Origin of the sequence: Pseudomonas ceruminis, assembly GCF_021602025.1 — a bacterium.
GTDB lineage: Bacteria > Pseudomonadota > Gammaproteobacteria > Pseudomonadales > Pseudomonadaceae > Aquipseudomonas > Aquipseudomonas ceruminis.
On record NZ_BQHW01000005.1, the window covers coordinates 14644 to 34681 of the forward strand.

The following is a 20038-nucleotide window of genomic DNA, read 5'->3' on the forward strand; positions in this document are numbered from 1 at the left end:
TGAGCATCATGAAACGACACAGACCTGTTTTAGCTTGCAGCTTGCGGCCCCGCTACGGAGCCAGGCAATGCTGAGTGCCGAGCTCAAGGCCTTCTACATGGTAGCCCGCCTGGGCAGCATCACCCTGGCGGCAAAGAAGCTTGGGCTCAGCCAGCCCACCGTGACCACGCAGATCCGTAACCTGGAAAGCCAGTACGCCGTGGAGCTGTTCTACCGCGGTGGCCGGCGCCTGGTGCTGAGCGAAGAGGGCGTGCGCCTGCTGCCGATGGTCAAGGCACTGCTGCAGCAGGAGGCCGACATCGAGTTCGAACTGCGCAACAGTGGTCAGGCCCAGGGTAGCCTGCGTATCGCCGCTACCGCCCCGTATTACATCCTCGACCTGGTGAAGATCTTTCGCGAGCGCTTGCCGCAGGTGGGGGTGGCGGTGGAGATCGGCAACTCCCAACAGGTGCTGGAGATGCTTGAGGACTACCGCGTCGATATCGCCGCCTCGTCGCAGTTGGTCGAGGATGCTCGCCTGGTCCGACGCGTGCTGGGCACTGACCCGCTGGTGGTCGCAGTGCATCGCAACCACCCACTGGCCAACCGGCAGGCGATAGCCATCGATGTGGTAGCCGGGCATTGCCTGCTGATGCGCGAAAAGGGCTCGACCACCCGCAAACTCACTGAGCAGATGATGCAGGATGCCGGCGTGAAGGCCGGCGCACTGCTGGAGATCGGCAGCCGTGAGTCGATTCGCGAGGCGGTGCTGCGCAACATCGGCATCAGCGTGATCGCCCGGCACGAGGTGCCGCACAACCCTGAACTGCGGGTGTTGCAGCTGGAGGATGCGCCAGTGATGCATGAGTACCTGTATTGCCTGAAGGAGCGGCGCCAGGCCAGGTTGCCGGCGGCCTTCCTCGGGGTGGCGCAGGAAGTGGTGGGGTCGCAATTCTAGGTCGGCGGCGAACGCTTTGCGGGTGACCCCGAGAAGAAGCCAGCAAGGCCAGTACAAAATCTGCCTATACCACTATCACCTGCTTTTGCCTTAACGCCACAGAACCTTCGCATTGCCTTCCTAGCATGGCCCCATCTGTTCGATGAGGCCTAGCCATGAACCACGCCGCCCCAGGCGCACACATGAAAGTGCGCGGTATTCACAAGCGTTTCGGTGCCTTCACGGCGTTGAACAATGTTTCCCTGGACATTGCCGCTGGCGAACTGGTCTGCCTGCTTGGCCCTTCCGGCTGCGGCAAGACCACCCTGTTGCGCTGCATCGCCGGCCTGGAGCGCCAGGACCGTGGTGAGCTGTACATCGGCGAGCGGAACATCTCCGAGCTGCCACCCCAGGCCCGGGACTACGGCATCCTGTTCCAGTCCTATGCGCTGTTCCCCAACCTCACGGTCGAAGCCAACATTGCCTACGGGCTGGCCGGCAGCGGCCGTGATGCAAGCCGTCAGCGCGTGGCCGAGATGCTCGAGCTGGTGGGCCTGGCCGGGAGCGAAAGGAAATTCCCCGGCCAGCTGTCCGGCGGCCAGCAGCAGCGTGTGGCGCTGGCCCGCGCGTTGGCGCCATCGCCTTCACTGTTATTGCTCGACGAACCCATGTCGGCCCTGGATGCGCGGGTACGGGAGCACCTGTGCACCGAGCTGCGCCAATTGCAGCGCCAGTTGGGCATCACCACCCTGATGGTTACCCACAACCAGGACGAAGCCATGCTCATGGCCGACCGAATCGCGGTGATGAACAACGGCCAGGTCGAGCAGTACGCCACACCTCAGGACATTTACGACCAACCCGCCACGCCGTTCGTTGCCGAGTTCGTCGGGCAAGGCAACTGGCTGCCGTTCCAGCGCAGCGGTGACAGCCATGCCCAGGTGGGTGCCATGAGCATGCGCCTGGCCGCAGGCGCGCCTCGGGCCAGCAGCGGCCGGCTGTTCTGCCGCCCAGAGGCGATTACCGTCAACCCTGTGGTGCACGAGGAAAACCTGTTCCCGGCCAAGGTTCGCGAAATCACCTTCCTCGGCAACCGTTGCCGCATGAGTTTCGAGCTCAAGGCCCTGCCAGGCCACGCGCTGCTCGCTGAGCTGGCGCCTGAAGCGATGCCCCGCCTGGGCTCGCAGGATATCTGGGTGGCCCTGCCGCCGCAGAGCCTGCAGGTGTTTGCCTGAGATGGCCGCGCCCATGTCCCTGCCGCTCCGCCAGGCCAACAGCAGCACGCGCAGCGGCGTCGCCCTCGGCGATCGCCTGTTCGTGGTTGGCGGCAAGAGCCTGCTACTGATCCTTCTGCTGTTGGCGGTGCTGATGCCATTGCTGGCGATCTTCTGGCGCGGTTTCAGCGGTGAAGCCGCCCAGGGTGGCGGCCTGGTGGCGGCCCGTGAGCTGTTTGCCAGTGCCAACTTCCACTGGTTGCTGGGCAACAGCCTGTCGGTAGCCTTTACGGTCGCGGCGATCGTGGTGCCGCTGGCCTATCTGTTCGCCTATGCCCTGCAACGTACGCTGATCCCGGCCAAGGGTGTATGGCGGGGCATCTCGCTGCTGCCGCTGCTGGCGCCGTCGATGTTGCCGGCCATCGCCCTGGTCTACCTGTTCGGCAATCAGGGCCTGCTGCGCAGCCTGTTGAACGACAATATCTATGGCTTCTGGGGCATTGTCCTGGGTGAGGCCATCTACACCTTTCCCCATGCGTTGATGATCTTGCTGTCAGCCCTGTCGCTGGCCGATGCGCGGTTGTTCGACGCGGCCTCGAGCATGGGCGCCGGGCCCTGGCGAGCGTTTCGCAGCATTACCTGGCCGGCAACGCGCCAGGCGGTGTTCGCGGCGTTCTGCCTGGTGTTCACCCTGACCATCACTGATTTCGGCGTGCCGGTGGTTGTCGGTGGCGACTACCAGGTGCTGGCGCTGGAAGCCTACAAAGCGGTCGTAGGGCAGCAGCAGTTTGGCCGCGGTGCGTTGATCGGCATGGTACTGCTGGTACCGGCGCTGCTCAGCTTTGCCGTCGACGCCTGGCTGCGCCGTCGTCAGGGCGAGGCCATGAGTGGTCGCGCCCAGGTGTTCGAGCCGAAGCCCTCCCGCGCCCGGGATGCCAGCTTCCTGGCCATCGTGCTGCTGGTTTGCGCAGTGCTGCTGGTGGTGATCGGCATGGCGGTGTACTCGTCGCTGGTCACGTTCTGGCCCTACAACATGACCTTGTCGTTCAAGCACTACATGTTCGAGGACACCGCCGGTGGTGGCTGGCTGGCCTACCGCAACAGCGTGACCATGGCCATCGGCACAGCGCTGGTCGGCAGCAGCCTGATCTTTACCGGGGCCTACCTGATGGAGAAGACCCAGGGCCAACGCCTGCTCAATCAGGCCCTGCGGCTGCTCAGCTTCATTCCCATGGCGGTGCCGGGGCTGGTGCTGGGCCTGGGCTATGTCTTCTTCTTCAACCTCAGTGGCAACCCGCTGCACGTGTTCTATGGCGGCATGGGCCTGCTGGTGACGTGCACCATTGCCCACTACTTGACCACCGCGCAGATGACCGCAACCACTGCACTGCGCCAGCTCGATGGGGAGTTCGAAGCTGCGGCGTTGTCGCTCAAGGCTCCGCTGTACAAGCACTTTGTGCGGGTCACCGTGCCGATCTGCCTGCCCGCGCTGCTGGACATCATCCGCTACCTGTTCGTCTCGGCGATGACCACCGTCTCGGCGGCGATCTTCCTGTACAGCCCAGACACCCTCCTTGCTGCCGTCGCCGTGCTGAACATGGATGACGCCGGCAACGTCGGCGGTGCCGCCGCGATGTCGACCTTGATCCTGCTGACCAGCGCTGTTGCTTCGCTGCTGCTGGCCGGTGCTTCCCGCGGCCTGTTGCGCCGCTCCCAGGCATGGCGCCAGCGTGCGCCTGGCCAATGACCGACTGCCCACACTGATAGGAAACGCATCATGTTCAAGCCACTCGCACTTGCCGCTGCCGTATCCGCCGTATTCAGCCTGCAGGCCTCGGCCGCCGGTACGCAACTGACTGTCTACACTGCCCTGGAGGCTGAGCAGCTCAAGAGCTACAAGCAGGCGTTCGAAAAGGCCAACCCGGACATCGAGATCAAATGGGTGCGTGATTCCACCGGCATCATCACGGCCAAGCTGCTGGCCGAGAAGGACCGCCCGCAGGCGGACGCAGTGTGGGGCCTGGCCGCTTCCAGCCTGGCCATCCTCGACCAGAACGGCATGCTCCAAGCCTACGCACCAAAGGACCTGGGCAAGATCTCCGGCAACTATCGCGATGCCGCCAACCCGCCGGCGTGGGTGGGCATGGATGTGTGGGCTGCAACCATCTGCTTCAATACCATCGAGGCCGAGAAGCAGGGCCTGAGCAAGCCGGTCAGCTGGCAGGACCTGACCAAGCCTGAGTACAAAGGCAAGATTGTCATGCCTAACCCGGCGTCGTCCGGCACAGGCTTCCTGGATGTCAGTGCCTGGTTGCAGACCTTTGGCGAGCCACAGGGGTGGGCTTACATGGACGCCCTGCACCAGAACATCGGGCAGTACGTGCACTCTGGGTCCAAACCTTGCAAGCTGGCGGCCGCGGGGGAGTTCCCGATCGGTATTTCCTTCGAGTACCCGGCCGTGCAACTCAAGCGCCAGGGTGCGCCGCTGGATATCGTGCTGCCCAAAGAAGGCCTGGGCTGGGAGATCGAGGCAACTGCGGTGATCAAGGGCTCGCCAAACGCTGAGGCCGCCAAGCGCCTGGCTGATTTCTCGGCCAGCCCGGCAGCCATGGAACTCTACAAGGACAACTTCGCAGTGCTGGCTGCGCCAGGTATTGCCAAGCCCCAGACCGAGCTGCCAGCTGACTATGAACAGCGCCTGATCAAGAACGACTTCGCCTGGGCCTCGAAGCATCGTGACGACATCCTCTCCGAGTGGCGCAAGCGTTATGACGGCAAATCGGAGAACGTGGTGCAGCAGTAAACCCTGCCAGGCGACCGAGTGCCCTCACACCCCGCACGGAGAAAAAACCGATGCTTGCCCCCGACCAGATCGTCGAGCACACCTTCGCTCTCTACCAACACCATGGCAGTGACGATTACATCGGCGAAGCCATCACCCAGCTCGAGCACATGTCCCAAGCCGCGCAGTTGGCCATGGCCGAAGGCTTCGACGACGAAGTGGTGCTGGCGGCGTTCTTTCACGATATCGGCCACCTGTGTGGAGGGGAAGGCAACATGGGTGGGTACGGTGTTGCCAGCCATGAGCGCATTGGTGCCGAGTACTTGCGCCGTTGTGGTTTCAGCGAGCGAATGGCACTGCTGGTGCAGTACCACGTGGAGGCCAAGCGCTACCTGACGTTGCGCCAACCGGGGTATTACGCCCGGTTGAGCGAGGCCAGCCGGCGCACGCTGGAGTATCAGGGAGGCGTGATGACCGAGGCGCAAGCGGACGCGTTCGAACTGGACCCGCTGTTCAGCGTGAGTCTGCGCATGCGGGAGTGGGATGAACGGGCCAAGGAGGTTGGGGTACCGGTGATTGAACTGGCGGTGTTGAAGGCTAAGGCGTTGGCCCTGCTCTGAGTTGTCGGTGTTGCCGGCATCCTCAAATCTGCAGAACCAACGCCTCCAGTTGCTCCTGCCTTTGGGCCTGATCCACTCTGGCTCCAGGGTTGAGCGTCGACCACTGCGGGTGCGCACGCGCCTTGCTCAAGGCCTCGGGCAGCTTGCCCTCGCGCCAGGCCTTTTCCTCAAGCTGGCCCAGGCGAATGCTGTCCTGGGCTGCGTGCCCGCGGCTGTCCAGCGCCGCCATCAACTGTTGCTGACGCAAGGCCAGCAACCGCAACACGGTATCGTCCACGGTCAACTCACGCTGGCCTTTGAGCTTACCCATCAGCCGTGAGCCATAGTTGCGTGCTGTCTGCAATGCGCCTCCGGCAATGGCCCCTGCCAAGGCCGCTGCGCCGAGGGTAAGGCCGCCGACCAGCAGGTCGACCCCGGCGCCCGCCGCCGCACCGGCTGCCACACCACTGCCCAGGCGCACGCCGAGCAATTTCAGCGTCTCGGGGTTGAACAGGTCGTCCCCCCAGCGCCCATTCAGCAGCGGCAGATCTCCGGCATTGGCGTCCTCGCGGCGAAAGGCATAGAGCTTGAGCAGTGCCTCGACACAACGCTGCTCGCGCTGGCGCACCTCCTGGCGCAGCGCCTCGATGGCCCTGGCCTCGGCGGCAGGCTCGGCTTCGACGCTACGGCGGCAGGCGGCGCAGTCGAGCAGCAACTCGGCGATCAGGCGCTTGCCGCTGTGCTGGCGGGCCAAGCGTTGCGCCTGTTGATCATCGATCAGCCGTTGCAGGGCCGGGCGAGCCTCTTCCAGCAGTAGCGCCAGGCTTTCGTAAAGCCGCCGTTCGCCGTCTTCCGGCGGGGCCACGCTGTCGAAGCGTACGAGTGCATGCAAACCCAGGCGTGCCAGGGCTTCGCGCCATTGCGGCTCGCGGTGCTGGTGGCTGGCAACGAAATTGAGCACCGGCAGCAGCGGTTTGCCGCAACTGGCCAGCACTTCCAACTCATCGCGGTACTTGGCCAGCACCGGCTCGCGCGCATCGATGACATACAGGCCAGCATCGCTGGCCAGCAATTGGCGCAGCACCTTGGCCTCCTGTTCGAACCGCTGGCGTGCTTCGCTGCCCTGCAGAAAGCGCTCCAGCCGTGCCGGGCCATCCAGGCGCTCGCCCGGGCGCTCCAGGCGTTCCAGGTAGTCGAGCAGGGCAATGGCATCTTCCAGGCCGGGGGTGTCGTAGAGCTCAAGCAAAGGCTCGCCATCCACCGACAGGCGCGCACCTTCTACGTGGCGGGTGGTGCTTGGGCGGTGGGACACTTCGCCGAAGCCGACATCGCGGGTCAGGGTCCGCAGCAGCGAAGTCTTGCCCACGTTGGTGTGGCCGACCACGGCCAGTTTCAGCGGTTCAGTCATGGCCATGCTCCAGCCAGGTCAGGGGCGAGGTGTCGGCGTAGGGCAGGCCCAGGCGGTCCAGTGCGTCGTGCCAGTCGCCCAGGCGCTCGGCATCCACCGCGTGGCCCGGCGCGGCCTGCAGCAGCCAGATGCGCGTGGCACCGGCATTGCGTGCCAGTTCAGCCAGCAGGGCAAGGCTGCCGCGGTCGGGCGAGCGGCGGGGGTCACAGGCGATAGCCAGGCGCGCCGGGGGGAAGCGGCTCAGTTGTTCCAGCAGCCGGTTACGCGACTCACGGCTGTCGAGCACGCCGGCATCGGTCACGCCCTTGGCCAGGGCCGGTGGCCAAGGGCGCTGGTCGTCTAGCTCCAGCCCCACCAGCAAGGCGCCGCTGCTACCGGTCTCCAGTTGGCCCGCCTGAAACTGCGGCAGCGTGTCGGGGGCGGCTTCCTGCACGCCGATGCGCTCACTGCGGGGCATCAGTGCGTCACGCAGTTGCGCATAGCCGGGCAGGCTGAGATCCAGGGCCAGGCGTTGACGGCCCTGGCGCCAGCGCCACAGGCACAGGCCGGCCAACAGCAGACGCGGGAGCAGGCCATAGACCAGCACCACGCCGAGCAGCCAGCTGGCCCACGCCTGGCGGGTGATATCCAGGGCTGGCAGGGTGTCGCCACTGGTGCGGATCATGGTTTCGTCCGGCACGGCAAAGCCCAGCAGCGAAGGCAGGGCGCCAAGCGCTTGGGTAAGGTGGACGAATGGCTCGGCGGCGAGCAGGGTGGTTTCCCACACGAAGCCATAGCGCCGGGTGGTCAGCAATGCCACAAGCATCGCCAGCGCTGCGAGCATCGCCAGCAACCACAGGCTGTGTATCAGCAAGCCCAGCAACCAGCGGTTCAGGCGCTGGCGCTGCAACAGTACCAGCAGTGCCGGCGCCAGGTGGGCGGCCTTGGCATCGCGGGCAAAGCGTTCACTCAACCATAACCACAGACGCCCCAGGCTGGCGCCATGTTCGCCGCTCAAGGCCAGGCCTGCGGCCCAGCCCAAGAGCATCAGCAGGTTCAGCCCGAGCAGGCTGCCCAGGGCCCAGAACACGTTCACAGGGCGCTGCCCGTCGCCCAGCGCGGCGAACGCCAGGCCGGCGCCGCTGAGCACGGCCATCAACAGCAGCACCAGCAGTGCCAGGCGTGCGCCCTGTTTCCAGTGGTGCAGGGCGGTGTCCATGCCGTCGCGTTCGGCCAGCAATAGCGCACGGGCTTCTATGCGCGCGGCCAGGTCGCCGCCCTGCTGGCGGGCATGGCGGTTGGCTTCCTGGTCTTCCAGGGGGCCGGCGTGTTCCTCGCGCAGGCGTACAGCTTCGGTGAGCCAGCGCTTGTCCAGTGGAGTCGGTCCAGTCACAAGGTCTTCCATTGCACGGTTCAGGGCAGAAGCATAACCCACACGCCGGGTGCTATCCTCGCCAGCATGAATACATCACTCCCGCTCAGCCTGATCGCGGCGCATGCCGAAAACCGCGTGATTGGCATCGACAACTCCATGCCCTGGCATTTGCCGGGCGATTTCAAGTACTTCAAGGCCGCTACCCTGGGCAAGCCGATCATCATGGGCCGCAAGACCTGGGACTCGCTGGGGCGGCCGTTGCCGGGGCGCTTGAACATCGTCGTCAGTCGTCAACCGGAGCTGCAACTGGCAGGTGCCGAAGTGTTCGCTTCGTTGGAAGCGGCGCTGGTGCGCGCCGAGCAGTGGGCACGTGAGCAGGGCGTCGATGAGCTGATGCTGATTGGCGGGGCGCAGTTGTATGCGCAGGCGCTGGAGAAGGGCTTGGTTAGCCGTATGTACCTGACCCGTGTGGAGCTGTCGCCGCAGGGAGATGCGTGGTTCCCCGCGTTCGACAAGGGGCAGTGGCGGCTGGTCGCAAGTGAGGCGCAGGCGGAGGCGGACAAGCCTGCGTATCACTTCGAGGTGTGGGACAAGGTTTGAGGGCGTTGGGGCCGCGCCGCGGCCCCTGCGGTATCAGGAGTGGCTCAGCTCGGCATGTTCATCGCCGGCCAGCACTTCTTTGTCAGTCTCTTTCAGGAGTTGGCTGGTCACCACACCTGCGGTCATCGAGCCGTTCACGTTCAATGCCGTTCGCCCCATGTCGATCAGCGGCTCGACCGAGATCAGCAACGCCACCAGCTCGACCGGCAAACCCATTGCCGGCAGCACGATCAACGCCGCGAATGTCGCGCCACCACCCACGCCGGCAACCCCTGCCGAACTCAGGGTGACGATGGCCACCAGGGTGGCAATCCACAGCGGGTCGAAGGTATTGATGCCCACCGCTGGTGCCACCATCACCGCCAACATCGCCGGGTACAGGCCGGCGCAGCCGTTCTGGCCGATCGTGGTACCGAACGAGGCGCTGAAGCTGGCGATAGACTGGGGTACACCCAGGCGGCGGGTTTGCGCCTCGATGTTCAGGGGAATGCTGGCTGCACTGGAACGGCTGGTAAAGGCAAACGTCAGTACTGGCCATACCTTGCGGAAGAAGCGCAGCGGGCTGACGCCGGTCGCGGCAAGGATGATGCCGTGAACCACGAACATCAGTGCCAGGCCAATGTACGACACCACCACGAAGCTGCCCAGCTTGAGGATGTCCTCCATGTTGGAGCTGGCCACCACCTTGGTCATCAGCGCCAGCACGCCATAGGGGGTGAGTTTCATCACCACCCGCACCAGGCGCATCACCCAGGCTTGCAGGGTGTCGATGGCCGACAGGGCGCGTTGACCTTTTTCGGCATCGTCTTTGATCAGTTGCAAAGCGGCCAGGCCAACGAACACGGCGAAGATCACCACGCTGATGATCGAGGTCGGCTTGGCGCGGGCCAGGTCGCCCACCGGGTTGCTTGGGATGAACGACAGTAGCAGTTGCGGGATGTTGAGGTCGGCGACCTTGCCCGCGTAATCGCTGTGGATGACTTGCATACGCGCGCTTTCCTGAGCCCCGGCGACCAGGCCCTCGGCGCTCAGGCCGCACAGGTTGGTCAGCACGATGCCGATCAGCGCAGCGATAGCGGTGGTCAGCAACAGGGTGCCGATACTCAGCACGCTGATGCGTCCGAGCGAGGATGCATTATGCAGGCGGGCCACGGCGCTGAGGATCGACGCGAAGATCAGCGGCATGACGATCATCTGCAGCAGGCCGACATAGCCGTTGCCGACCAGGTCGAGCCAACTGATCGTGGCTTGCAGCACGGGGTGGCCGGCACCGTAAACAGTGTGCAACGCCAGGCCGAACACTACGCCCAGCACCAGGCCGGCCAGCACCTTCTTGGCCAGGCTCCAGTCGGTGCGGCGGGTTTGTGCCAGGCCCAGCAGTAATGCCAGGAACACCAGCAGGTTAAGAGACAGCGGCAGGTTCATTGAAGCTCCAGGAAAAAGCAGTAGAGGCATCGCCTCTGTGAGCGATTGCGAACGGAAATGCTAACAGCCTGAAAACAAACGAATTTATACCCAAGCGTTATTTGCTTAGTCGTTTATGGAATAACAGATTGTCGTAAATGGCAATGAACACGGCGTATACACGTGCATAAAGGTCGCTGTGGACGCCTTGTAGGCCGCATTGATGGTCTAGGTTTTTCCAAGTCATTTCAGGAGATTGGTGCATGACGTTCGCTCCGAAAACCCTCGCCCTCGGTTTGTGCCTGCTGTTGAGTGTCGAAACCTGGGCCACCGAGCTCAAGCACTGGCCGGCCGACGCGGCCCGGCAGCTCGACACGATGATCGCCGCCAACGCCAACAAGGGTAACTACGCGGTGTTCGATATGGATAACACCAGCTATCGCTACGACCTTGAAGAGGCGTTGCTGCCGTTCATGGAGAACAAGGGGCTGCTGACGCGTGACACGCTCGACCCCTCGCTCAAGCTGATCCCATTCAAGGATACCGCCGAGCACAAAGAGAGCTTGTTCAGTTACTACTACCGCCTGTGCGAAATCGACGACATGGTCTGCTACCCATGGGTAGCCCAGGTGTTTTCGGGGTTCACCCTCAAGGAGCTCAAAGTGCAGGTAGATGAGCTGATGGCCTCTGCCAAGCCCATTCCAAGTACCTATTACGAAGGGGACCAGCTCAAATCCATCGAGGTCCAGCCACCCAAGGTCTTCACCGGCCAGGCCGAGCTGTACAACAAACTGATGGAGAACGGCATCGAGGTGTACGTTATTTCCGCCGCCTCGGAAGAGCTGGTGCGGATGGTCGCTTCGGACCCCAGGTACGGTTACAACGTGAAGCCGGAGAATGTGATCGGGGTGAGCTTGCTGCTCAAAGATCGCGCCAGTGGCCGGTTGACCACGGCACGCAAGCAGATCACCGAAGGCAAGTACGACGCGAAGGCCAACGAAGGCCTGGAGCTCACTCCATACCTGTGGACCCCGGCGACCTGGATGGCGGGCAAGCAAGCAGCGATTCTTACCTATATCGACGAGTGGAAGAAGCCAGTACTGGTGGGCGGCGATACCCCGAACAGCGATGGCTACATGCAGTTCCACGGCGTGGATGTGGGCAAGGGCGGCATCCACCTGTGGATAAACCGCAAGGCCAAGTACATGGACCAGTTGAACGGCATGATTGCCAAGAATGCGGCGGCCCAGGCCAAGGAAGGGTTGCCGGTGACGGCGGACAAGAACTGGGTGATCGTGACGCCGGAGCAGATTCAGTAGACCTTGTGGTGCTCGTGCAGGCATAAAAAAACCGGCGCTGGGGAGCGCCGGTTTTCATTCACACCTTCAGCGCCTCACAGCCCTTCCAGCATCGCCTTGTTGCGTACAGCACCCTTGTCGGCACTGGTCGCCAGTAAGGCATAGGCCTTCAGCGCAGTGGTCACCTTGCGTGGGCGTACTTCAGCCGGCTTCCAGCCCTTCTTGTCCTGCTCCACACGGCGCGCTGCCAGCTCTTCATCGCTGACCTGCAGGTTGATCGAACGGTTGGGGATGTCGATCAGTACCTTGTCGCCGTCGCGCACCAGGCCGATGGCGCCGCCCGCAGCAGCCTCCGGCGAGGCGTGGCCGATCGACAGGCCCGAGGTGCCACCCGAGAAGCGGCCGTCGGTGAGCAGGGCGCAGGCTTTGCCCAGGCCCTTGGATTTCAGGTACGACGTCGGGTAGAGCATTTCTTGCATGCCCGGGCCGCCTTTCGGGCCTTCGTAGCGGATGATGACGATGTCGCCGGCCTTCACTTCATCGGCGAGGATGCCGCGCACGGCGCTGTCCTGGCTTTCGAAAATCTTCGCGGTGCCTTCGAACACGTGGATCGACTCGTCGACACCGGCGGTCTTCACCACGCAACCGTCAAGGGCGATGTTGCCGTACAACACGGCCAGGCCGCCTTCTTGCGAATAGGCATGCTCGACGCTGCGAATGCAGCCGTTTTCACGGTCGTCATCGAGGGTTTCCCAACGGGTTGACTGACTGAATGCGGTCTGGGTCGGGATGCCTGCCGGGCCGGCCTTGAAGAAGGTGTGCACGGCTTCGTCATCGGTCTGGGTGATGTCCCACTTGGCGATGGCTTCTTCCATGCTGCGGCTGTGCACGGTCGGCAGGTCGGTGTGGAGCAGGCCACCACGGGCCAGCGAACCGAGGATGCTGAAGATACCACCGGCGCGGTGCACGTCTTCCATGTGGTACTTCTGAATGTTCGGCGCCACCTTGCACAGCTGCGGCACCTTACGCGAGAGGCGGTCGATGTCACGCAGGTCGAACGCCACCTCGCCTTCCTGGGCAGCGGCCAGCAGGTGCAGGATGGTGTTGGTCGAGCCGCCCATGGCGATGTCGAGCATCATCGCGTTTTCGAACGCCTTGAAGTTGGCGATGCTGCGTGGCAGTACCGATTCGTCGTTCTCGCCATAGTAGCGCTTGCACAGCTCGACGATGGTGCGGCCAGCGGTGAGGAACAGCTGCTCGCGGTCGGCATGGGTGGCCAGGGTCGAACCGTTGCCCGGCAGGGCCAGGCCCAGGGCTTCGGTGAGGCAGTTCATCGAGTTGGCAGTGAACATGCCAGAGCATGAGCCGCAGGTTGGGCAGGCGCTGCGCTCGTACTCGGCGACTTTTTCGTCGGAGGCCGAGGAGTCGGCGGCGATCACCATGGCGTCAACCAGGTCCAGGCCATGGCTGGCCAGCTTGGTCTTGCCGGCTTCCATCGGGCCGCCCGACACGAAGATCACCGGGATGTTCAGGCGCAAAGCAGCCATCAGCATGCCGGGGGTGATCTTGTCGCAGTTGGAAATGCACACGATGGCGTCGGCGCAGTGGGCGTTGACCATGTATTCAACGGCGTCGGCGATGATCTCGCGGCTGGGCAGGGAGTAGAGCATGCCGTCATGGCCCATGGCGATGCCGTCATCGACCGCAATGGTGTTGAACTCTTTGGCCACGCCACCGGCGCGCTCGATCTCGCGGGCAACCAGCTGGCCCAGGTCCTTCAGGTGCACGTGCCCCGGGACGAACTGGGTGAACGAGTTGGCAATGGCGATGATCGGTTTCTTGAAGTCTTCGTCCTTCATCCCGGTGGCGCGCCACAGGGCACGGGCGCCGGCCATGTTGCGCCCTTGGGTGGAAGTCTTGGAACGGTAATCAGGCATGAAGCACTCCTGGCGGCTATATCAGGTCACAAAAAGGGGAGTGAGCTTCTCTTGTCCTATGCGCCTTAGGCCGGTTGCCACTGGCACGGATGGGGCCGAATACACCACGGGATCGCCGCGTGCTCGACCAGAGCTCATAAACCCGCCGGGGGATGACTGGCGATGAATAGCCCGATTCTACACCGCTGGCGCGGCGAGGGAATGGCGATGTGTCCGGGCGGTGGCTCGGGTGGCTCGCCCGGCGCGCCGCATGAGGTGCGGATGGGGCCGCCAAGCGGCCCCAGGCCGACTTAGCTATTAGGCAGCAACCGGCAGGTGATGCTCTTGATGTAGCGGGTTTCGGCAATTGCCGGGTGCACCGGATGGTCCGGGCCCTGGCCGCCGCGTTCGAGCAGTTGCAGGTTGCGGTCCAGGTGACGGGCGCTGGTCAGCAGAATGTTGTGCAGGTCGTCCTCGGGCAGGTGCATCGAGCACGAGGCGCTGACCAGAATGCCGTCCTTGGTCAGCATGCGCATGGCTTGTTCGTTGAGGCGGCGGTAGGCCGCTTCACCGTTTTTCAGGTCCTTCTTGCGCTTGATGAACGCGGGTGGGTCAGCAATGATCACGTCAAAGCGCTCTTCAGCGGCCTTCAGTTCGCGCAGTGCTTCGAACACATCGCCTTCGATGCAGGTCAGCTTTTCACTGATGCCGTTCAGTGCAGCGTTACGCTCGACGCCGTCCAGGGCAAAGCCCGATGCATCCACACAGAACACTTCGCTGGCGCCAAATGCGCCGGCCTGCACGCCCCAGCCACCGATGTAGCTGAACAGGTCGAGCACGCGCTTGCCTTTGACATAGGGTGCCAGGCGCGCGCGGTTCATGCGGTGGTCATAGAACCAGCCGGTCTTCTGGCCTTCGCGTACCGGGGCTTCGAATTTCACGCCGTTTTCTTCCAGAGGAACCCAGTCTGGCACTTCGCCGTAGACGGTTTCGACGTAGCGCTGCAGGCCTTCGGCATCACGGGCTGCGGAGTCGTTCTTGAACAGGATACCGCTTGGCTTGAGCACCTGGACGAGGGCAGCGATGACGTCGTCCTTGTGCAGTTCCATGGTGGCCGAGGCCAGTTGCACCACGAGAATGTCGAAGAAGCGGTCGACCACCAGGCCCGGCAGCAGGTCGGAGTCGCCATAGACCAGGCGGTAGCACGGCTGGTCGAACAGGCGCTGGCGCAGTGACAGGGCGACATTCAGGCGGTGCACCAGCAGCGACTTGTCCAGGGGCAACTTGGCGTCGCGCGACAGCAAGCGTGCGCAGATCAGGTTGTTCGGGCTCAGCGCCACGATACCCAGCGGCTTGCCGTTGGCGGCCTCCAGAATGGCCTGTTGGCCGGCCTGAAAGCCCTGCAGCGGAGTCGCGGTAACGTCGACTTCATTGCTGTAGACCCACAGGTGGCCGGCGCGCAGGCGGCGGTCGGCATTGGCTTTGAGGCGAAGGCTGGGCAGGGACATGACGTCGCTCCGGGAAAAAAGAGCGGGAGTATAACTGGTTGGCCCCTGAATCGGTGCAGGGCACGACAAAGTGCCGGCCCCTTCGCGCGGGGCCAGCAAGCCGCTTACCGAGCCAATGCCTTGATCAACTGCTCATTGAACGCGGGGATGTCATCCGGTTGGCGGCTGGTGATCAGGTTGCCATCGACCACCACCTGTTCGTCCACCCAGGTGCCACCGGCATTGCGAATGTCATCCTGCAGCGTCTTGTAGCTGGTCATGCGTTTGCCCTTGACCAGCCCACAGGACACCAGTAGCCAGCCTCCATGGCAGATCACTGCCAGGGGCTTGCCGGCCGCCTCATGGCTTTTCACCAGTTTCTGCGCGCCGGGGATCAGGCGAATCGTGTCAGAGTTTTGCACGCCGCCGGGTAGCACCAACGCATCGTAAAGGTTCAGGTGAGCGCCATCGAAGGTGGCGTCGACCTTGAAACCGTCGGCGGGTTTGTCGTGGTTCCAACCTCGTACTTCACCCTCTTTGTCGCTCATGATCTCCACCACTGCACCGCGCTGCTCCAAGGCTTCGCGAGGGCCGGTCAGCTCCACCTGCTCGAAACCGTCGGTGACCAGGAAGGCTACGCGCTTGCCATTCAATTCTGCACTCATGGGTTTTCTCCTTTTTCAGATTGGCGTGAAACAGGAGGCTGGCATGGCTCAAGTAAAGTTCCTGCGGAACGATCCAGTGGTTAGTGCCTTGGCGAATGACAAGGTTAGAATCGCCCGTCCTCTACGAGTGTGCCCGCATGTCCCAAGAACTCAGCGCCGAACAGATCCAGCAAGCCTTGCAAGGCATTACCATTCCGCCGCAGCCGCAGATCATGGTCGACCTGCAGTTCGAGCAGTACATGCCCGACCCGGACCTGGAAACCATCGCCAAGCTGATTTCCCAGGACCCGGGGTTGTCGGGCGCCTTGCTCAAGCTGGTCAATTCGCCGCATTTCGGCCTGGCCAACAAGATCGGCTCGATCCAGCGGGCGGTGAACCTGCTGGGTAGCCGTTCGATCATCAACCTGATCAACGCCCAGTCGATCAAGGGCGAGATGAGCGATGAAACCATCGTTACCCTCAACCGTTTCTGGGATACCGCCCAGGATGTCGCCATGACCTGCCTGACGTTGGCCAAGCGCACCGGCATCCAGGCGGCGGACGAGGCCTACACGCTCGGGCTGTTCCATGATTGTGGCGTGCCGCTGATGCTCAAGCGCTTCCCCAGCTACATGGATGTGCTTGAAGAAGCCTACGCCAAGGCCGATGCCCACACCCGGGTCGTCGACACCGAGAACCGTGCCTTCAACACCAACCACTCAGTGGTCGGCTACTTCACCGCCAAATCGTGGCGCCTGCCTGAGCACATCAGCGCGGCGATCGCCAACCATCACAACGCCCTGTCCGTGTTCCGTGAGGACTCCTCGCGCAATACCCAGAGCCAACTGAAAAACCTGCTGGCGGTGCTGAAGATGGCCGAGCACATCTGCGCGTCGTACCGGGTCTTGGGCAACCAGGGCGTCGACCACGAATGGCATGCGGTCGGCCCGCTGGTACTGGACTACATCGGTTTGTCGGAGTACGACTTCGAGAACCTCAAGCAGACCATTCGCGAACTGGGTGGGCACTGACCAATGCCAGAATTACCTGAAGTCGAGACCACACGGCGCGGTATCGCACCCCATCTGGAAGGCCAGCGCGTCAGCCGCGTGGTGGTGCGTGACCGGCGCCTGCGCTGGCCAATCCCCGAAGACCTCGACGTGCGCCTTTCCGGCCAGCGCATCGTCAGCGTCGAGCGGCGCGCCAAGTACCTGTTGATCAATGCCGAGGTCGGTACCTTGATCAGTCACCTGGGCATGTCGGGCAACCTGCGCCTGGTGGAGCTGGGGCTGCCGGCGGCCAAGCATGAGCACGTTGACATCGAACTGGAGTCGGGGTTGATGCTGCGCTACACCGACCCACGCCGGTTCGGAGCCATGCTCTGGAGCCACGACCCGCTGAACCATGAACTGTTGCTGCGCCTCGGGCCAGAGCCGCTGACCGACCTGTTCGACGGCGAGCGCCTGTTCCAGTTGTCCCGCGGGCGGACGATGGCGGTCAAGCCGTTCATCATGGATAACGCCGTGGTGGTAGGGGTGGGTAACATCTATGCGACGGAGGCGCTGTTTGCCGCTGGCATCGACCCGCGCCGGGAAGCAGGTGGGATTTCACGCGCCCGGTACCTGAAGTTGGCGATCGAGATCAAGCGTGTACTGGCGGCCGCCATCGAGCAGGGCGGAACCACGCTGCGCGATTTCATAGGCGGCGACGGGCAGCCGGGGTATTTCCAGCAGGAATTGTTCGTGTATGGCCGGGGCGGGATGCCGTGCAAGCTGTGCGGCACAACCTTGCGTGAGGTCAAGCTGGGGCAGCGGGCCAGTGTTTATTGCCCGCGCTGTCAGCGCTGAACCATTGGGCCCTTTCGCCGGCAAACCGGCGCAGGGGCATCACTGGGCAGTGATCAGGCCTTGCCAGTGATCCGGCGGTATTTGGCCATCAGCTGTTCTTCGGTTTCCGGGTGCGCTTCATCCAGCGGGATGCAGTCGACCGGGCAGACCTGCTGGCACTGCGGCTCGTCGTAGTGACCCACGCACTGGGTGCACAGGTTAGGGTCGATCACGTAGATCTCTTCGCCTTGGGAGATGGCCTCGTTCGGGCACTCGGGTTCGCAGACGTCGCAGTTGATGCAATCGTCGGTGATGATCAGGGACATGGGGACTCCGGCCGGGGCTCACCGCCCGGGCATGTTCAACGCAATGGGCACAATTGTGCCGCATTCGCGCCCGCAGTGCACGCGGGCGCGTTAATCAGGTGGTCAGGCTTACTTCTTGAAGCGTTCGGTAAGCGCCTCGGCCACCACCGGGTGGACGAACTTGGTGATGTCGCCTCCCAACGCAGCGATTTCCCGGACCAAGGTCGAAGAAATGAACGAGTAACGCTCCGAAGGCGTCAGGAACAGGCTTTCGACGTCGGGCGCCAATTGCCGGTTCATGTTCGCCAGCTGGAATTCGTACTCGAAGTCGGACACCGCGCGCAGGCCGCGCAGGAAGACGTTGGCGCCCTGTTCCTTGGCGAAGTGTGCCAACAGGGTGGAGAAGCCGATGACTTCGACATTGGGCAGGTGCTTGGTGACCTCACGCGCCAGCGCCACCCGCTGTTCCAGCGGGAACAGGGGGTTTTTCTTCGGGCTGGCCGCCACCGCGATGATCACGTGGTCGAAAAGCCGCGAGGCGCGTTCGACCAGGTCGCCATGGCCTTTTGTAATGGGGTCGAAAGTACCCGGGTACAACACTCGGTTCATCGCGTCATCCTGGCTGGAGTGCGTTGGGGAGTCGGATGGTAGCGCAGCGATTGCGCCCGGCCAAGTCATGCGGCCAGCTGATGGCACTATAGACAGCGCGGGCATTTGTTGTCATGCACTGCCTCAAAGCAGCCGATCGCGGCGCTGCCTCAACGGATGAACAGCCTGTACACCAGGCGCTGCAAGGCCTTGCCATACGGGGGGTAGATCAGGCGCGCAGCATTGAAGCGCTGCTTGGCCAACACTGCCTTGGCCTTGCTGAAGGTCAGGAAGCCTTCATGGCCATGGTAATGGCCCATGCCCGACGGGCCGATGCCCCCGAACGGCAGGTCGTCCTGGGCCACCTGCAGCAGGGTGTCGTTGAGGCAGACGCCGCCGGAGTGGCTGTGCTGGAGCACATACTCCTGCTCGGCACGGTCGTAGCCGAAGTAATACAGCGCGAGCGGGCGCGGGCGCTGGTTGATGTAGGCCAAGGCGTTCGCGAGGTTGTCATAGGGCACCAGTGGCAACAGCGGGCCGAATATTTCGTCCTGCATCACCTGCATGTCGTCGTTCACCTCCAGCAGCAGATGCGGCGGCAGGCGCCGACCCTGGCGGGCTTCGGCGGGGTACAGGTCGATGACGTGTGCGCCCTTGCGCCTGGCGTCGTCCAGCAAGTGCTGCAGGCGCTGAAGTTGCCTAGGGTTGATGATGGCGCTGTAGTCGCGGTTTTCGGCGATGCGTGGATAAAGCCGACGGACGGCGTCTTCATAGGCCTTGCTGAAGGCCGCCAGGCGTTCGCGGGGCACCAGTACGTAGTCGGGGGCGACGCAGGTCTGGCCCGCGTTGAGCGTTTTACCAAAGGCAATACGCTCGGCGGCCGTGGCGAGCGGCACGCTGGCCGAGACGATGGCCGGCGACTTGCCCCCCAACTCGAGGGTCACTGGGGTGAGGTTGTGTGCGGCGGCCAACATCACCTGGCGGCCGACGCTGGTGGCGCCGGTGAACAGCAGGTGATCGAAGGGTAGCCTGGCGAACGCCTGGCCGACCTCCTTCTCGCCCAGCACCACACTGACCAGGTCGTCGGGGAATACTCGCCCGAGCATTGCCTTCAGCGCCAAGGCACTGGCGGGCGCGGCCTCACTGAGCTTGAGCATGACCCGGTTGCCAGCGGCCAGTGCGCCGGTCAGGGGCCCGATGGCAAGAAACAGCGGGTAGTTCCAAGGCACGATGATGCCCACCACGCCCAGAGGCTGATACAACACTCGGGCACTGGCTGGCTGGAAAGCCAGCCCGACGGAGCGCTTGGCGGCGCGCATCCATTGCTGTAGGTGGCGCTCGGCATGGCGTATGCCCTGCACCGATGGCAACAGCTCGGCCAGCAAGGTTTCGTCGGTGCTGCGGCCGCCGAAATCCAGGTCGATCGCCTCGATCAACCGTTGTTTATCAGCCAGCAGGGCTTCACGCAGGCTTTTGAGCCACTGGCGCCGTTGCGCCGCCGGTGGCATAGGGTTGCCCGCAAAGGCCTGGCGCTGGGCAGCGAACGTGGCGGCCAGGGCGGTGTCGCAATACGTAGCAGGCAACGTGAGGGGCGAGGCCACGGTGGCGTCTCTACTGAACGGAGAATCACTAGAGCCTATACGCTAAGGCGTTCGAGGAGGCGACTTTTTACACGCCGCCCAACGGTGCATCATGGC

18 protein-coding genes are annotated in these 20038 nt (G+C 63.5%); 9 read left to right on the forward strand and 9 right to left on the reverse strand.

Translation table 11 applies throughout. The features are described from left to right. Positions 1–67: 67 nt before the first annotated feature. The 5 genes from L6D80_RS07635 (at position 68) to L6D80_RS07655 (ending at position 5532) form a co-directional block, all read left to right on the forward strand. The gene (locus L6D80_RS07635; RefSeq protein WP_054901906.1) at positions 68–937 is read left to right on the forward strand and encodes a LysR family transcriptional regulator; all 870 of its coding nucleotides are present in this window, start codon (positions 68–70) and stop codon (positions 935–937) included. A gap of 155 nt (positions 938–1092) precedes the next feature. Beyond that, entirely contained in the window at positions 1093–2151 is a 1059-nt protein-coding gene (locus tag L6D80_RS07640; RefSeq protein ID WP_176514960.1) for a putative 2-aminoethylphosphonate ABC transporter ATP-binding protein, read from the forward strand. A 1-nt stretch (position 2152) separates the two neighbouring features. Beyond that, positions 2153–3877, forward strand: a complete 1725-nt coding sequence (locus tag L6D80_RS07645) for a putative 2-aminoethylphosphonate ABC transporter permease subunit (RefSeq protein WP_176514962.1) — start codon at positions 2153–2155, stop codon at positions 3875–3877. A 30-nt stretch (positions 3878–3907) separates the two neighbouring features. Continuing rightward, positions 3908–4933, forward strand: coding sequence for a putative 2-aminoethylphosphonate ABC transporter substrate-binding protein (locus L6D80_RS07650; protein ID WP_054901903.1), 1026 nt, complete (start codon positions 3908–3910; stop codon positions 4931–4933). A 50-nt stretch (positions 4934–4983) separates the two neighbouring features. Next, complete coding sequence (locus L6D80_RS07655) at positions 4984–5532, forward strand: phosphonate degradation HD-domain oxygenase (protein ID WP_054901902.1); 549 nt, start codon at positions 4984–4986, stop codon at positions 5530–5532. A 22-nt stretch (positions 5533–5554) separates the two neighbouring features. On the opposite strand, the gene L6D80_RS07660 is transcribed toward L6D80_RS07655, so the two are convergent. Further along, positions 5555–6919 (reverse strand): GTPase/DUF3482 domain-containing protein, encoded by a 1365-nt coding sequence (locus L6D80_RS07660; protein ID WP_054901901.1) that lies wholly within the window; start codon positions 6917–6919, stop codon positions 5555–5557. After that, positions 6912–8303: a DUF2868 domain-containing protein gene (locus L6D80_RS07665; RefSeq protein ID WP_054901900.1), complete on the reverse strand. Its 1392-nt coding sequence runs from the start codon at positions 8301–8303 to the stop codon at positions 6912–6914. The genes L6D80_RS07660 and L6D80_RS07665 overlap by 8 nt, the downstream gene beginning before the upstream one ends. A 54-nt stretch (positions 8304–8357) precedes the next feature. Here L6D80_RS07665 and L6D80_RS07670 point away from each other — a divergent pair, with 54 nt between their 5' ends. Then, entirely contained in the window at positions 8358–8873 is a 516-nt protein-coding gene (locus tag L6D80_RS07670; RefSeq protein ID WP_054901899.1) for a dihydrofolate reductase, read from the forward strand. A 33-nt stretch (positions 8874–8906) separates the two neighbouring features. Here L6D80_RS07670 and L6D80_RS07675 read toward each other — a convergent pair whose 3' ends face one another. Further along, positions 8907–10298 carry an L-cystine transporter gene (locus L6D80_RS07675; protein WP_176514964.1) on the reverse strand — a complete coding sequence of 464 codons (1392 nt, stop codon included), beginning with the start codon at positions 10296–10298 and terminating at the stop codon, positions 8907–8909. Positions 10299–10540: 242 nt separating this feature from the next. On the opposite strand from L6D80_RS07675, the gene L6D80_RS07680 reads away from it, so the two are divergent. Further along, positions 10541–11596, forward strand: a complete 1056-nt coding sequence (locus L6D80_RS07680) for an HAD family hydrolase (protein ID WP_176514965.1) — start codon at positions 10541–10543, stop codon at positions 11594–11596. A 74-nt stretch (positions 11597–11670) separates the two neighbouring features. Here the strand turns inward: L6D80_RS07680 and ilvD are convergent, their stop codons facing one another. The 3 genes from ilvD to L6D80_RS07695 all read right to left on the reverse strand — a co-directional run bounded on the left by ilvD (position 11671) and on the right by L6D80_RS07695 (position 15643). Continuing rightward, the gene (ilvD, locus tag L6D80_RS07685; RefSeq protein ID WP_054901896.1) at positions 11671–13512 is read right to left on the reverse strand and encodes a dihydroxy-acid dehydratase; all 1842 of its coding nucleotides are present in this window, start codon (positions 13510–13512) and stop codon (positions 11671–11673) included. A gap of 290 nt (positions 13513–13802) precedes the next feature. Then, positions 13803–14999 (reverse strand): class I SAM-dependent rRNA methyltransferase, encoded by a 1197-nt coding sequence (locus L6D80_RS07690; protein ID WP_054901895.1) that lies wholly within the window; start codon positions 14997–14999, stop codon positions 13803–13805. A 104-nt stretch (positions 15000–15103) separates the two neighbouring features. Then, positions 15104–15643, reverse strand: coding sequence for a type 1 glutamine amidotransferase domain-containing protein (locus L6D80_RS07695; RefSeq protein WP_176514967.1), 540 nt, complete (start codon positions 15641–15643; stop codon positions 15104–15106). Between the two features lie 191 nt (positions 15644–15834). Here L6D80_RS07695 and L6D80_RS07700 point away from each other — a divergent pair, with 191 nt between their 5' ends. Then, positions 15835–16653: an HDOD domain-containing protein gene (locus tag L6D80_RS07700; RefSeq protein WP_176514986.1), complete on the forward strand. Its 819-nt coding sequence runs from the start codon at positions 15835–15837 to the stop codon at positions 16651–16653. Positions 16654–16656: 3 nt separating this feature from the next. Next, positions 16657–17469, forward strand: coding sequence for a bifunctional DNA-formamidopyrimidine glycosylase/DNA-(apurinic or apyrimidinic site) lyase (mutM, locus tag L6D80_RS07705; protein WP_054901892.1), 813 nt, complete (start codon positions 16657–16659; stop codon positions 17467–17469). A gap of 53 nt (positions 17470–17522) precedes the next feature. Here mutM and L6D80_RS07710 read toward each other — a convergent pair whose 3' ends face one another. The 3 genes from L6D80_RS07710 to L6D80_RS07720 form a co-directional block, all read right to left on the reverse strand. Beyond that, entirely contained in the window at positions 17523–17774 is a 252-nt protein-coding gene (locus L6D80_RS07710; protein WP_009683359.1) for a YfhL family 4Fe-4S dicluster ferredoxin, read from the reverse strand. A gap of 108 nt (positions 17775–17882) precedes the next feature. Continuing rightward, a complete protein-coding gene (coaD, locus tag L6D80_RS07715; protein WP_054901891.1) occupies positions 17883–18362 on the reverse strand; it encodes a pantetheine-phosphate adenylyltransferase in 480 nt (159 codons plus the stop codon). 149 nt (positions 18363–18511) lie between these two features. Further along, complete coding sequence (locus tag L6D80_RS07720) at positions 18512–19942, reverse strand: coniferyl aldehyde dehydrogenase (RefSeq protein WP_176514968.1); 1431 nt, start codon at positions 19940–19942, stop codon at positions 18512–18514. Positions 19943–20038: the final 96 nt, after the last annotated feature.

Bases quoted from the DNA above. Each gene is read 5' to 3' on its own strand.
- L6D80_RS07655 (WP_054901902.1), top strand. From the start codon at position 4,984: ATGCTTGCCCCCGACCAGATCGTCGAGCACACCTTCGCTCTCTACCAA.
- L6D80_RS07665 (WP_054901900.1), bottom strand. From the start codon at position 8,303: ATGGAAGACCTTGTGACTGGACCGACTCCACTGGACAAGCGCTGGCTC.
- L6D80_RS07670 (WP_054901899.1), top strand. From the start codon at position 8,358: ATGAATACATCACTCCCGCTCAGCCTGATCGCGGCGCATGCCGAAAAC.
- L6D80_RS07635 (WP_054901906.1), top strand. From the start codon at position 68: ATGCTGAGTGCCGAGCTCAAGGCCTTCTACATGGTAGCCCGCCTGGGC.
- L6D80_RS07645 (WP_176514962.1), top strand. From the start codon at position 2,153: ATGGCCGCGCCCATGTCCCTGCCGCTCCGCCAGGCCAACAGCAGCACG.
- mutM (WP_054901892.1), top strand. From the start codon at position 16,657: ATGCCAGAATTACCTGAAGTCGAGACCACACGGCGCGGTATCGCACCC.
- L6D80_RS07710 (WP_009683359.1), bottom strand. From the start codon at position 17,774: ATGTCCCTGATCATCACCGACGATTGCATCAACTGCGACGTCTGCGAA.
- L6D80_RS07660 (WP_054901901.1), bottom strand. From the start codon at position 6,919: ATGACTGAACCGCTGAAACTGGCCGTGGTCGGCCACACCAACGTGGGC.
- L6D80_RS07675 (WP_176514964.1), bottom strand. From the start codon at position 10,298: ATGAACCTGCCGCTGTCTCTTAACCTGCTGGTGTTCCTGGCATTACTG.
- L6D80_RS07650 (WP_054901903.1), top strand. From the start codon at position 3,908: ATGTTCAAGCCACTCGCACTTGCCGCTGCCGTATCCGCCGTATTCAGC.
- L6D80_RS07680 (WP_176514965.1), top strand. From the start codon at position 10,541: ATGACGTTCGCTCCGAAAACCCTCGCCCTCGGTTTGTGCCTGCTGTTG.
- ilvD (WP_054901896.1), bottom strand. From the start codon at position 13,512: ATGCCTGATTACCGTTCCAAGACTTCCACCCAAGGGCGCAACATGGCC.
- L6D80_RS07690 (WP_054901895.1), bottom strand. From the start codon at position 14,999: ATGTCCCTGCCCAGCCTTCGCCTCAAAGCCAATGCCGACCGCCGCCTG.
- L6D80_RS07695 (WP_176514967.1), bottom strand. From the start codon at position 15,643: ATGAGTGCAGAATTGAATGGCAAGCGCGTAGCCTTCCTGGTCACCGAC.
- L6D80_RS07640 (WP_176514960.1), top strand. From the start codon at position 1,093: ATGAACCACGCCGCCCCAGGCGCACACATGAAAGTGCGCGGTATTCAC.
- coaD (WP_054901891.1), bottom strand. From the start codon at position 18,362: ATGAACCGAGTGTTGTACCCGGGTACTTTCGACCCCATTACAAAAGGC.